The sequence below is a fragment of the Neobacillus sp. Fa239 genome (genome assembly GCF_055395235.1).
Genome location: NZ_AP041611.1, coordinates 1,295,060 through 1,307,946, shown reverse-complemented (window position 1 = coordinate 1,307,946; position 12,887 = coordinate 1,295,060). Strand labels below are relative to the sequence as shown.

Here is a 12,887-nt window from a genome sequence, read left to right as displayed (position 1 = left end):
CTCCCTTTCAACCAATTCCCCTATAATTACTGGACTTTCAGTCCCATTAAATATTCTGCTAAAGCATTAAGCTGATCTTCAGACATGTGTGGATACTTACCAGCCATCTTATTTCCTGGCTTATAGGTTTCTGGATTGCGTATCCAATCCTCCACATCTTTTTTCGTGTGCGGCAATATTCCAGCGACACGAGAGCGGTTACCAAAGTTGGTTAAATTTGGCGCAAGACGGGCAGTATCAGGCATATTGTTTGCCGGTGTCACGGCATGACAGCCGATACAGCTTTTATTGAAAATATCTTGGCCTTGCTGTGCTAAAGCAGAATCTGCTTTTTGAGGTGCTTTCACATTTTGCATGGCGGTAACCCATGCATCAAATTTATCTTTAGTAATCGCTTTAACCTTGAAATCCATCAAGGCGTGTGATGGGCCACATAACTCAGCACATTTCCCGTAGAAAAGATTACCAGCTTCATTTGCTTTTGTATTATCAAACTCAAGCCAAAATTTATTAATATTATCTGTGTCAACATCCAACTTACCGCCAACAGCCGGAATCCAGAATGCGTGTTTTACATCCATAGATTTTAAGTTAAAGTAAACCTTTTGATTTGTCGGAACTACCAGCTCGTTACTTGTAACGATTTTCTGGTTTGGATATTCAAAATCCCACCAGTACAAATGGGCTCGCACGTTTACTACCAATGCATTTTTATCATCCATTTTTGAAACATCCGCAAGTTTAAAGGTGTCTGCAACTGTTGGAACAGCTAGAATTAGAAGTAAAAGAATCGGAATAGCCGTCCAAATAATTTCTAATTTGTGGTTACCTTCCACTTGTTTTGGAATCTTGTCATCTTTTCTTCTAAAACGGATAAATACAAGAACAAAAATGATCACTACGACAAGAATTACCCCAACCATAATGTACGTACTTAACTTCATTAAGTCAAATTGCATATCAGCAACTTCACCGGCAGGCTGCAACGTAGAAAGATACGGTTTGCCACATCCGGAAAGAATCAGCGCTAACAATGCAAAAATCGAAATTAAGCGCCATTTTGCAAGCCTTTTCATAGCTCAATCCAACCCCTCTTTCACTTAAAATTCTTAAATCATGCTAAATCAAAGAAGTATGTAGTATGATTCATTCTTTATAAAAATATCTTAAGCGGCAGCTAAAATATTACTAAATTAGTCGCCGGGATTTTCTTATGTTTGTTAACAGCAGGCTGCACTCCCATTAACCTAGAATGAATCCTGCAAAACTAAATCAATGTAACAATGACCATTGCTACAAAAATAATAGTTAAATATTGCAATGAGTACACAAACATTAGTTTTGCCCACTTTATATCATCTTTGACCTTATATCCATAAATCCCTAAAACAAGCCACCCTACATTTAATGCGGTGGATAGAATTAGAAATGGGATTCCTAAATCACGAAGAAAAAATGGTATAGGCAATAAAGCGATGACCCAGAGAAGAATATGTTTTTTGGTCGTTTTAAACCCCTTTACCACTGGAAGCATTGGAATTCCAGCAGCTTTATATTCCTTTACCCTTCTCATCGCAAGAGCATAAAAATGAGGCGGCTGCCAAGCAAACATTAATACAAATAATGCCCATGCCATTACATCAAGATTTCCATCTACAGCAGCCCAGCCAATCAATGGGGGAACTGCTCCAGAAATACTTCCTATGATTGTATTAGAAACCAATTGGCGCTTTGACCACAATGTATAAAGGAAGACATAGCTAAAAACTCCAAGCAGCCCTATTACCGTTGCAGTCACAGTAGTAAATGATAACGACAGCGTCCCCAGACCAATTAGTAAAATTCCAAATATTAGAACCTTCACGGGAGATATTTTACCGGTCACTGTAGGCCTGGATTTTGTTCTTTCCATTAAGTGGTCGATGTCACGGTCCACCCAGTTATTAATAACGCATGACCCTGCAATAATAAGGGCAGCACCAGCCAGTGTAAAAAAAACGATATTTAAATTTAACAAAAAACTCCGGCCTGAAAAATGAAGGGCCAGAAAGAGACCTGTGAAGGTTGTTATGAGATTAGAATTCACAATCCCAATTTTTATAAGGGATGTAAATTCCCTCCATAAAGAGGTCTTCTCGGAGTGCAGGCTGGAAGCGCCATTTTTAATTGCCGCCTCACCATAAGCCTTAGAGTTGGACATTTTTTCTCCTCCTAATCATTAATTACAATATTTGCATTCTCAACAAACTCAATACTTAAAATATATTCTATGTATCATAATCTTAAACAAATAGGATATTGTTTCTATGTTTTTGTCTCTTCAATACAAAAATTCATCACGAATAGTGTGATCAAAATAACGCTTTCTCTGTATATTAAATCACACTTCTTACCATTTTTGTGAATTTTTTTTGAATAATTTATGACTAAATTATGATCGAAATCTTTTTCTTAACAAATTCGGCGTCATTAACGAAATATTCATAAAATTCTCTTTAATTATAATCCATCTTTTATATTTTATATAGTCTAAAAATTAAGTTTTCCTAGTTTTCACTATAATAATAGTGAAAACTAAAAAATTATTTATTCTTTTCTTCTTTGTGCTACTTTAAAAAAATAATCGTGATTTTCTGTTCTTTTTCGACTGTTTTCGATATGATGGAAATGGGTTAAATCTCAATTCTTTCCATTCATTATACTGTCAACTTTAACCATTGACAAATTTCTGAACTTTTACTTGGAGGTGAATTTATTGCGTCGATCTTTAAAATGGTTGGCTGTTGCTACAACAATTGGGATGATCGTTGTTGTAATTGGCGGGGCTCTGGTAACAAAAACCGGATCCGGTATGGGGTGTGGGAGATCTTGGCCACTATGCCATGATGCATTTACGCCATCCCAAATAACCCCAAAGTTAATAATCGAGCTGACTCATAGACTTGTTTCAGGAGTAGAAGGAATTTTAGTCTTGATCCTATCCATTTGGACATGGAAGTCAATCGGACATATTAGAGAAACAAAATTTCTTTCCTTTCTCTCCTTTTTCTTTTTGCTTCTTCAAGGATTAATAGGTGCGGCGGCTGTCATGTGGGGGCAAAATAGCTTTGTCCTTGCCCTGCATTTTGGCATCTCACTTGTTTCATTTGCGGCAGTATTTTTGCTGACGTTATTGATCTTTGAAGTTGATAAGAAATTTGATGCCGAAAATCTTATAATCGATCGGCGAATGGGATTTCATATTGTCGGTGTTACAATTTACAGTTACCTGGTTATTTATTCAGGTGCCCTTGTGCGCCATACAAAATCAAGCCTTGTCTGCCGGGATTGGCCTCTCTGTCTTAATGATTCTCCGGCATTGCCTAGCAATATGTATGAGTGGGTGCAAATGGGCCATCGAACTGCGGCTGAATTAATCTTTATTTGGATTGCATACATTACATATTTAGCTATTCGCTATTACAAGTCACAAAGAGTGCTTTTTTGGGGTTGGATTACTGCCTTTTGTCTCGTTTTCTTGCAGGCAACGGCAGGGGCGTTCATTATTTTCACGAGACTTAATCTTTATATTGCCTTACTTCATGCATTTTTTATTACATGTTTGTTTGGCGTTTTGAGTTATTTTCTGCTGCTATTTTCACGGTCGAAAAGAAATCATCCCAACAAATAAAAAAAGTTGCCGCCGGCAACTTTTTTTATTTTAAATATAGAACACATTCCCATCCTGTGTTTGGGTTTTTTTAGCTTTTGGTTCCTGATTATTTTTATATCTCTTTTCATATTTCACAAACATTGAAACATTTACAAGAATTCCGACGGCAATTGCCAATTGTAATAATGAGGATCCCCCGTAGCTGATAAATGGGAGGGGTACACCCGTAAGTGGTATTACACCTGATACCCCGGCGAGGTTAACAAAAGTTTGAATCCCGATCATACTGGAAATCCCTATGGCAAGCAAACTGCCAAAGGGGTCCTTACATTGTAAACCAATATAGATTCCTCTTAAAACAATATATCCCAAGGTAATAACAACGAACCCAACACCCCAAATCCCCAGTTCTTCAGCAATGACAGCCATGATGAAATCCGTATGGGATTCTGGAAGATAGCCAAGCTTTTCAATGCTTTTTCCTAAGCCTAACCCATTTATGCCTCCAGAACCAATTGCTATATAAGAGTTGGCAAGGTGAAAACCTGTAGTTTGAGCAGTTGCAAAAGGGTCATTTAACACGGACACCCGGCTTAGGCGTTTTTCAGAAAATATTTTTCCGTGAAAGACAAGAATAAAGGGAGCAACTATGATGACACTAATAAGGATTAACTTAAATATGTTTTTAAAATTCATCCCGGAAGAAAGAATGATTGTACAACCTATTAATACAATAATCATGGCTGTACCAAAATCCGGTTGAATCGCAATCAAGCCGCAAACTAATATTAAGTAGGCTAATGGAGGGAGAACTCCATGATTAAATTGATTAATATAAGACTGCTTTTTTGCGTAAACCGCAGATAGGTAAATGATCACAAAAAGCTTAACAAACTCTGATGGTTGTATACTTAATGGCCCGAGCTTGAACCAGCTTTGTGCATTTCCGGCAACATGTCCAAAAACAAATAGACCAAAAAGTCCAAACAGTGATGAAAATACCATTGGTACTAAAAATTTTTTGCTTCTCATAATTTTATATGGAACAATTGCTGTAAATATAAAGACAGCTGCAGAACCTATTAAAAATAATTTTTGGCGCTGGTAAAAAAAATCACTGGAAACATTATACCTTTGAACCGCTGAAGCCATGCTGGCGCTATAAACCATTACCAAGCCAAATAGCGACAAAAGGATGATGGCAATGATTAGTGAGTAATCATATGATTTGAATATTTTTTTTACCATTTATTTCTTCCTCATCTTCAAAATTAATTTGTTAATACTATTATAATAAAATTTCTTCCTTTTTTCTTGAGGAAAAATGACTGAGTATAAAAAATATCACATATTAATAACAAAAAACTCAAACAGCTAGACATCATTGTTTGAGTTCTTTTCTTTATTTTCTTTTGAATGCGTCATGAAGCGCAGATAGCTCTCGTTCCAATTTATCTAAAATCGCTTTACCTTCTAAAATATCTATTAAGCCTAATCTAGCCGCAAAATCTATTTCTCTCGATAATCCAAACATTTGCGTATCCAATACCTCTTCATAAAGAGGGCATTGAGGCATCGTTAGATTGTCCATTTGCACTTTAATAAGCTTTAAAATTTTTTCAGCGTCAGCCTGCAACAAGGCATATGCTTTTTCTTGATGATTCATAATCATTTCAGACGCCAACATTGATCCCCCCAATCAGAGCGATTACCCAACTTATCTATAAATTTTACCGTTTTAAAGCTAAAATTGCAAGAACATTGACCTACTTTTACCTTCTCCATGACTTCCTCTAAAAAAAAAGATATACTAGTAAGGATTATGATCGGAGGAATACACGTGGAAAATATCATTTTAATGACTGGGAATGTAAAGTATACGATTACGCTTGATCCGGGAGTATGGATTTTCGATGATCGCCGAATTGATTTAACGACGTTTTTCTCTACTAATCAGGAACGTCCGAATGAAATTGAAGAATATACAAAAGCAGTATCCAAACATTGGGATCGTGAAATAATGGAGGGGGCTATTTATCCTCCAACATTAAAATCCGAAAAGAAATTTGAAAAAGAAAAACTTCTAACCGGAACATTTGGTATTCCATTAAAGCCATTTCTGAAAAATGCTGAACCAACTGAAAATGCAAGCCAATTCATTGTAAAAACTTCTAATGGTACGGTGGAAATGCCTCTTGATAAAGCATATGAAGTCATTCTTGGTTTCTCTAACAACGGGAAACCGCTTAGAACTGATGGCCCCGTTTATATTTATTACGGCGACGGTTCTAATCAAGAAAATCCCATTAAAAATGTTAAGGAATTCATTGTTAAATAAACGGGAGCTTTTGAGGCCCCCGTTTCTTTATTTTCCTCTTATAACAAATCGGCGGCCAGCCGCGCCAACCCTGACCTTTCCCCTTTTAGAAGTTTAACATGTCCAGAAATGACTTGATCCTTAAATCTTTCCACTACATAGGTTAATCCGTTATTATAAGCGTCAAGATAGGGATGATCTATTTGTTCAGGATCACCCATTAATACAATTTTGCTGCCTTCCCCAACACGGGTTAAGATCGTCTTTACTTCATGTTTCGTTAAATTTTGTGCTTCATCAATGATGATAAATTGCTTCGGTAAGCTTCTTCCGCGGATATATGTTAATGCTTCAACCTCAATGGAACCCATACCAGCTAAAATGGCATCAAGCTCTCCAGGCTTTTTAGTATTAAAAAGATATTCCAGATTATCATAAATCGGCTGCATCCATGGTCTTAGCTTTTCTTGCTTTTCTCCTGGTAAATATCCTAAATCCTTTCCAACAGGAACGATTGGCCGGGCAACGAGGAGCTTTTTATATTCTTTAAGGTCTTCCGTTTGCATTAAACCGGCTGCTAGAGCTAATAACGTTTTCCCTGTCCCTGCTTTTCCAATTAATGTTACTAGCGGAATATCCTTTCGAACTAACAATTCAATTGCCATGGTTTGCTGAACATTTCTTGGATGGATTCCCCAGACATGCTCTTGATTAATTAATAATTTTTTCACCTTTTTATTGGTCTTGTCGACCATTCCAATTGCGGATGCTGAACTGCCCAGAGCATCCTTCATAATTAAAAATTGGTTGGGATAAAACGGATGGTTGGCAATTTCGGAAAGAAACAGCTCTCCTTTTTCATAAAATCGCCCTAGTATATCGAGCGGAAGGTAAACTTCAAGGAATCCCGTATAAATATGTTCAATTTCTACAACCCGGTCAAATAAAAAGTCCTCTGCCAATAGACCGATGGCATCTGCCTTTACCCTGACAAGAGCATCTTTACTGACAAGAATGACCGGTTTCCCGTTTTCCTTTGTTTGCTCCTCTATGGATAAATTTTTTGCAACAGCAAGAATCCGATTATCATTGGTTTTTTCTACAAATATTTCTTGCAGTTCGTGAAATGTTCGGTGATTCAGTTCAATTCGAATCGTTCCCCCGTTTTCAAGCGGGATTTTTTCATGGAGCTTTCCTGCAGCTCTAAGTCCATCAATCAGTCTTGAAACATGTCTTGCATTTCGGCCAATTTCATCCATATATCTTTTCTTTGAGTCCACTTCTTCAAGAACAACTGCAGGAATTACGACTTCATTATCCTCAAAGGAGAAAATGGAATACGGGTCTTGTAATAAGACGTTTGTATCCAACACGTATATTTTACTCAAAGCGACGCCTCCCGCTTTCTAGGTGTATAGGCTGTCTTCAAAGTGTCTGACCCATTTATTTGCAGACAGCCTTTTTCCTGATAGGACTTTGGTAAAATATATGTTTATTGGAATAAAGATAGAAGGAGTTATGCACAATAAATGTAGTGAACATACAACATTGAAAGTATTTTTAGAGCTCTTGGAGGGTGAATTTCATTGAAAAATATATTATTAGCTGCCAGTCTTCTCATTATTTTAAGCGGCTGCAATACAAATAGAGGAATCCAAGAACAAAAAAATCAATCGTTGGTTAATGTTAAGAACAGTTACATTGAAGAGGTGGACCGCAAGACTGGTCAGGATATTTCAAAACGGTTAGTAAAGCTTGCAACCAGCATTCCCAATGTTAATGATGCCACTGCCGTCGTACTTGGGAGGTATGCCATTGTTGGTATCGATGTAAATTCAAAACTTGAGCGAACACAGGTTGGAAGTATTAAATATTCCGTAGCTGAAAGCCTAAAAAAAGACCCATACGGCGCAAAATCGATTGTGGTCGCAGATGCAGATACAACTGAGCGTTTAAAAGAGATTTCTGCTGATATTAAGCGAGGCAGGCCAATACAGGGAATTATGGAGGAGCTGGCAGATGTAGCCGGACGGCTGATGCCTGAAGTTCCCGGTGACTTAATGACACCCAATCCTAAAAATGCAACGGATGAGCCCAAAAAGAAGCTTCCCCCTGAGGAACAAAAAAATCTAAAAGAAAAACAAAAAATTCAATCAAAGGATTAAAAATAAAGGATGACCTGAGTCATCCTTTTTTCATTGCATCCATCACTTGTTTATCTAAACGAGCGGCTGCATCTTTATCGTAGGTTTTATCATACTGTGGTTCGGTAACAATTTTTGAACCGTAAAACATGACGTCTCTAACTTCTTTTATAGAGATTTCAATTAAGGCCAGCTTTAGAGGAACGTCCTGCATTCTTTCTTCTTTTACGACTGCTTCACCTTGTATGGAATATGTAGATTCATTGGCGATTACATTAAGTATAACTTGATTATTTTGCTGAATATTTTGGATAATTCTTGAGCGATTATCTACTGCAAAATAAATCGTACCTTCATCCTTTGCATAGACCCACGAAATAGCACTTACATTCGGTCCTCCTGTTTCGAAGTCCACTGTTGCTAACGTAACAAATCTTTCTTTTTGTAATTCATCATATAGAGGCTTTATCAGCCTTGGTTCAACCTGGTTTGCCATTGTTACAACCCCTTTAATCATTTCCTAAACTCTGTAAATAAAAGAGTTATTCTAATATTACTACTATCAGTCTTTTTCATCAACTTTTTCAGAATAGATTTACCTTCTAAAGCGCTCCCATGATATACTAGAAAAAACATTCATTTTGTAAAACAAATATATGAGGTGCCATAATGAGAGTAAAATGCGTAATCTGCGATAAAATTGAAGCAATTGATGATGAATCATTAGTGGCCAAACGCCTGCGTAATCGCCCCATTCATACATATATGTGCAATGATTGTAACATAAGAATTTCTGATAAAACAAAAGCACGGATAGAAACTGGAAATTTTCGGTTTTACCGTGCCAGATCTGAAAAAGATGATTGGTAAAAGAGGATGACCATTTGGTCACCCTCTTTTTTATTCTTCCTCTATTGGATAGTTTTCATATTTCTCTGGCTCTTTATTGATCTGATCTAAAAAGAACTCAATAACCTCGATCGGGAAGCGTTTTTTTTGTGTTTCCCCTTCCAGAAGATAGGAAACATGGTAAAAGGTTTCATCAGTAGAGACCTCAATGTTACTTATATGATATTCATTGGTTAATATTTCTTCAAAGAGGTCAGCAGTATCTCTCGCTGCATTATCATCTGGGCGTGCGTCACTTACAACCTTAATGGTAAGCCAATTATAAATAGCATCCTGTAAGGATTTCATTTCCCCATCCTCCGTTATTTTGCTTCTGTCTGATGTTTTTTCGATTGGTGTAAGCGAATTTTATAAATGATAAGAATTAAGGCGGCAACAACCAAACCCTCAGCTACCGGCAAAAAGATTCCCAGGAAGGTAAATATCGTACATCCTAAGATTAAAAATAAATAAATGACAATCGATTTACCGAGTGGCAGCTTTTTAGCAAACCCAAGCTTATAGACAACAATGGAAAGTGCAACAATGGTCAAATAAAGCAGCCACATGCCAAGTTTTGGTTGTTCATTAACCTTATATAGAGCGGCAAAAAATGAGAGATGTTCAGCTACATTCACTCAAAAAAACCTCCTAAAGAGCTTTAACTCATTTCAGCGTATTTTTTCTTTTTCGCTTGACGTTCGCGCTCGTTTTTATCAAGAATTTTTTTCCGGAGACGAATCGATTCTGGTGTTACTTCACAATATTCATCTTCATTCAAATATTCAAGCGATTCCTCAAGCGTCATGATTCGAGGTTTTTTAATGACTGATGTTTGGTCTTTGTTAGCTGAACGGACATTGGTTGCCTGTTTCACTTTTGTAATATTAACGGTAATATCATTCTCCCGTGTATGCTCGCCAACAATCATACCCTCGTATATTTCCGTACCTGGTTCCACAAAGATGGTCCCGCGGTCCTCTACCTGCATGATTCCATACGTAGAAGCTTTCCCTGATTCCATTGAAACAAGTACACCTTGACGTCGACCGCCCACTTGACCTTGAACCATTGGCTGATAGCTGTCAAAAGTATGGTTAATGATTCCATAACCACGCGTCATGGTTAAGAATTCAGTTGTGTACCCAATTAATCCACGCGCAGGCACATTAAAGATTAAACGAACTTGACCAGTTCCGTTGTTAATCATATCAATCATTTCACCTTTGCGAGCACCAATTGATTCCATAACAGAACCGGTATGCTCTTCCGGAACATCAATTTGCACACGTTCGATCGGTTCACAACGGACTCCGTCGATTTCTTTTACAATAACCTCAGGTTTTGATACTTGAAGCTCATAACCTTCACGGCGCATATTTTCAATAAGGATAGATAAATGAAGCTCTCCGCGTCCGGAAACAATCCATGCATCCGGTGAATCCGTATTTTCAACGCGTAAGCTTACATCGGTTTGTAATTGAGCACGTAATCTTTCTTCAATTTTTCTTGAAGTTAAATATTTGCCTTCACGACCAGCGAATGGACTATTATTTACAACGAATGTCATTTGCAATGTTGGTTCGTCAATCCGCAGTACAGGTAATGCCTCTTGATGTTCAACTGGGCAAACGGTTTCGCCCACATTAATATCTTCCATACCGGAAACAGCAATCAAATCTCCTGCTTTTGCTTCTTGGATTTCCTCACGTTTTAAACCAAAGAAACCAAAAATCTTAGTTACCCGAAACTGTTTGACACTACCATCAAGCTTCATAAGTGCAACTTGCTGGCCAACATGCATAGTTCCGCGGAATACACGGCCAATTCCGATACGTCCTACATAATCATTATAATCAAGTAAAGCTACTTGGAATTGAAGCGGTTCATCACGGTTATCAATTGGAGCCGGGATATGCTCTACAATGGAATCATACAAGCATTGCATGTTTTCGTCCTGTTTTTCAGGATCTGTACTTGCAGTTCCATTTATCGCAGAAGCATAAATGACAGGAAACTCTAATTGGTCTTCTGTTGCATCAAGCTCAATAAATAAATCAATGACTTCGTCAATTACTTCAGTTGGACGAGCGAAATCACGGTCAATTTTATTCACGACAACAATTGGTGTTAAGTTTTGCTCTAAAGCCTTTTTAAGAACAAATCGTGTTTGCGGCATTGTACCTTCATAAGCATCAACCACAAGTAAAACGCCATCCACCATTCTCATAATCCGTTCTACTTCACCGCCAAAGTCAGCGTGTCCAGGGGTATCCAAGATGTTGATGCGAGTATCTTTATATTGGATAGCAGTATTTTTTGCTAAAATGGTAATTCCGCGTTCTCTTTCCAAGTCGTTCGAATCCATCGCACGTTCTTCTACATGCTCATTAGAACGAAATGTTCCTGATTGTTTTAATAATTGGTCAACCAAAGTGGTTTTTCCATGGTCTACGTGGGCAATAATCGCAATGTTGCGGATATCTTCTCTTAATTTCAAAAAATTCACTCCTGCCTCTATTCATAAAATAAAGCTATTTTTAGTTTCCCTTATACAACTAAAACATTATACCACATTTAGAGTAGAAACTTAAAACCATTTTATGTAGAATAAAAAGATAAGCACTATGGTTAGACATTCAGGGCTTATTTAATTCAAAGGAGACTTAAAAATGAAACAAATAAAATGGAATCTCTTGATGTATGCGGTTCTTGCAGCAGCATGTATCGCTGGAATCGGCATTGCGATTGCCGAAAAAAGCATTTTAGGGTCAATCGGCTGCATCATTGCCGTTATTTTTGTAATGGGTTTTGGATTTAAAACGAAAAAAAGAATGCGTGAAAATGGACAATTATAAAAGAGGCCCCCAAGCGGGCCTCTTACCATTTCCCTTCCTTTAAATAATCTTTTAAAATCGTTTCGTGTAATACCGGCTTAGCTACAAACAAGGAATCCTTCGAAAGAAAGTTGAGCTTTTCTCCCCTTAAATTAGTCACGATGCCTCCCAATTCTTCGACGATAACGGATCCTGCTCCAAAATCCCATGGTGATAAACGCATCGACATATAGGCATCAACTCTTCCCGTTGCAACAAATACCATCTCAAGTGCAGCAGTACCATATGATCTTGTTCCTCTGACGTCCCTTACAAGAGGGATGAGAAGATTATGATCAATTCGGTGATTCTCCATTACCCATGTTGCATTTAAGGCAATGATAGCCTCGTGTATAGAAGTTTCTTGTAATACCGGAAGCTGCTTATCATTCAAATAGGCACCATGCCCTTTAAACGCATGATACAATTCATCATGGACCACATCGTAAACCAAACCAATTTTGCCTGCTCCCTCTTCATATATTCCTAAGGAAATGGCAAAATTGCGCTGTTGATGAATAAAATTCATCGTTCCATCAATTGGGTCAATCAACCACACAATCCCGTCCATGCTTTTCAGTTCATCGCCAAAACCTTCCTCACCCATGATTTTATGGTCTGGATACACCTCTCTAATTTTACCGATAAAATATTGTTCAATTTCTTTATCGATATTGGTAACTAAATCGTTGGCATTTGATTTCGTTTGAATATTCAATGTCTGGTCAAAGGATAATCTGATTTTCTCCCCTGCCTCATAAACCCATGCTTTGGCATGGGTATAAATAGTTTCCCAATCCATTTTGATCCTCCATTATTTCAATACTGTTATCCAATGTATGTAGTATGAATCATGATAATTCATTTGATGTACTCTTAGCTTAATCAAAAAAATCAGGCCTATCAACTTTAAACTGCAGGCAAAATAATAAACGAACTCCCAACCAATTTTCTCGGAGTTCGTTTTATTTAAGTGTGACCACACTATTTTTTCGATCCATTTCCAAAAG

15 protein-coding genes are annotated in these 12,887 nt (G+C 37.4%); 5 read left to right on the top strand and 10 right to left on the bottom strand.

Annotated features, from left to right (window positions below; translation table 11 throughout):
* Nucleotides 1-26: 26 nt before the first annotated feature.
* Nucleotides 27-1,076 carry a cytochrome c oxidase subunit II gene (coxB, locus tag ACZ5XR_RS06240; protein WP_464500811.1) on the bottom strand — a complete coding sequence of 350 codons (1,050 nt, stop codon included), beginning with the start codon at nucleotides 1,074-1,076 and terminating at the stop codon, nucleotides 27-29.
* A 191-nt stretch (nucleotides 1,077-1,267) separates the two neighbouring features.
* Entirely contained in the window at nucleotides 1,268-2,200 is a 933-nt protein-coding gene (cyoE, locus tag ACZ5XR_RS06235) for a heme o synthase (RefSeq protein ID WP_464500810.1), read from the bottom strand.
* 555 nt (nucleotides 2,201-2,755) lie between these two features.
* On the opposite strand from cyoE, the gene ACZ5XR_RS06230 reads away from it, so the two are divergent.
* Nucleotides 2,756-3,670, top strand: coding sequence for a COX15/CtaA family protein (locus tag ACZ5XR_RS06230; protein WP_464500809.1), 915 nt, complete (start codon nucleotides 2,756-2,758; stop codon nucleotides 3,668-3,670).
* A 30-nt stretch (nucleotides 3,671-3,700) separates the two neighbouring features.
* Here the strand turns inward: ACZ5XR_RS06230 and ACZ5XR_RS06225 are convergent, their stop codons facing one another.
* Both ACZ5XR_RS06225 and ACZ5XR_RS06220 read right to left on the bottom strand, forming a co-directional pair.
* Nucleotides 3,701-4,900: an FtsW/RodA/SpoVE family cell cycle protein gene (locus ACZ5XR_RS06225; protein ID WP_464500808.1), complete on the bottom strand. Its 1,200-nt coding sequence runs from the start codon at nucleotides 4,898-4,900 to the stop codon at nucleotides 3,701-3,703.
* A gap of 154 nt (nucleotides 4,901-5,054) precedes the next feature.
* A complete protein-coding gene (locus tag ACZ5XR_RS06220; protein ID WP_464500807.1) occupies nucleotides 5,055-5,339 on the bottom strand; it encodes an Fpa/YlaN family protein in 285 nt (94 codons plus the stop codon).
* A 153-nt stretch (nucleotides 5,340-5,492) separates the two neighbouring features.
* Between ACZ5XR_RS06220 and ACZ5XR_RS06215 the strand changes: the two genes are divergently transcribed.
* The gene (locus tag ACZ5XR_RS06215) at nucleotides 5,493-5,990 is read left to right on the top strand and encodes a peptidyl-prolyl cis-trans isomerase (protein WP_464500806.1); all 498 of its coding nucleotides are present in this window, start codon (nucleotides 5,493-5,495) and stop codon (nucleotides 5,988-5,990) included.
* A 38-nt stretch (nucleotides 5,991-6,028) separates the two neighbouring features.
* Here ACZ5XR_RS06215 and ACZ5XR_RS06210 read toward each other — a convergent pair whose 3' ends face one another.
* Nucleotides 6,029-7,357 (bottom strand): PhoH family protein, encoded by a 1,329-nt coding sequence (locus ACZ5XR_RS06210; protein ID WP_464500805.1) that lies wholly within the window; start codon nucleotides 7,355-7,357, stop codon nucleotides 6,029-6,031.
* Nucleotides 7,358-7,555: 198 nt separating this feature from the next.
* Here ACZ5XR_RS06210 and ACZ5XR_RS06205 point away from each other — a divergent pair, with 198 nt between their 5' ends.
* Entirely contained in the window at nucleotides 7,556-8,134 is a 579-nt protein-coding gene (locus tag ACZ5XR_RS06205) for a YhcN/YlaJ family sporulation lipoprotein (protein ID WP_464500804.1), read from the top strand.
* Nucleotides 8,135-8,153: 19 nt separating this feature from the next.
* On the opposite strand, the gene ACZ5XR_RS06200 is transcribed toward ACZ5XR_RS06205, so the two are convergent.
* Nucleotides 8,154-8,609, bottom strand: coding sequence for a pyridoxamine 5'-phosphate oxidase family protein (locus tag ACZ5XR_RS06200; protein ID WP_464500803.1), 456 nt, complete (start codon nucleotides 8,607-8,609; stop codon nucleotides 8,154-8,156).
* A gap of 173 nt (nucleotides 8,610-8,782) precedes the next feature.
* On the opposite strand from ACZ5XR_RS06200, the gene ACZ5XR_RS06195 reads away from it, so the two are divergent.
* The gene (locus ACZ5XR_RS06195; protein WP_464500802.1) at nucleotides 8,783-8,983 is read left to right on the top strand and encodes a YlaI family protein; all 201 of its coding nucleotides are present in this window, start codon (nucleotides 8,783-8,785) and stop codon (nucleotides 8,981-8,983) included.
* Nucleotides 8,984-9,013: 30 nt separating this feature from the next.
* Here the strand turns inward: ACZ5XR_RS06195 and ACZ5XR_RS06190 are convergent, their stop codons facing one another.
* Genes ACZ5XR_RS06190 through typA form a run of 3 tightly spaced genes read right to left on the bottom strand, consistent with a single transcriptional unit; the run spans nucleotide 9,014 to nucleotide 11,501 of the window.
* A complete protein-coding gene (locus ACZ5XR_RS06190; RefSeq protein WP_464500801.1) occupies nucleotides 9,014-9,310 on the bottom strand; it encodes a hypothetical protein in 297 nt (98 codons plus the stop codon).
* Between the two features lie 14 nt (nucleotides 9,311-9,324).
* A complete protein-coding gene (locus ACZ5XR_RS06185) occupies nucleotides 9,325-9,639 on the bottom strand; it encodes a YlaH-like family protein (RefSeq protein WP_464500800.1) in 315 nt (104 codons plus the stop codon).
* Nucleotides 9,640-9,662: 23 nt separating this feature from the next.
* A complete protein-coding gene (gene typA, locus ACZ5XR_RS06180; protein ID WP_464500799.1) occupies nucleotides 9,663-11,501 on the bottom strand; it encodes a translational GTPase TypA in 1,839 nt (612 codons plus the stop codon).
* Nucleotides 11,502-11,673: 172 nt separating this feature from the next.
* Between typA and ACZ5XR_RS06175 the strand changes: the two genes are divergently transcribed.
* Nucleotides 11,674-11,859 carry a YlaF family protein gene (locus ACZ5XR_RS06175; RefSeq protein ID WP_464500798.1) on the top strand — a complete coding sequence of 62 codons (186 nt, stop codon included), beginning with the start codon at nucleotides 11,674-11,676 and terminating at the stop codon, nucleotides 11,857-11,859.
* A gap of 22 nt (nucleotides 11,860-11,881) precedes the next feature.
* Here ACZ5XR_RS06175 and ACZ5XR_RS06170 read toward each other — a convergent pair whose 3' ends face one another.
* Entirely contained in the window at nucleotides 11,882-12,679 is a 798-nt protein-coding gene (locus ACZ5XR_RS06170) for an inositol monophosphatase family protein (RefSeq protein ID WP_464500797.1), read from the bottom strand.
* Nucleotides 12,680-12,887 lie beyond the last annotated feature (208 nt).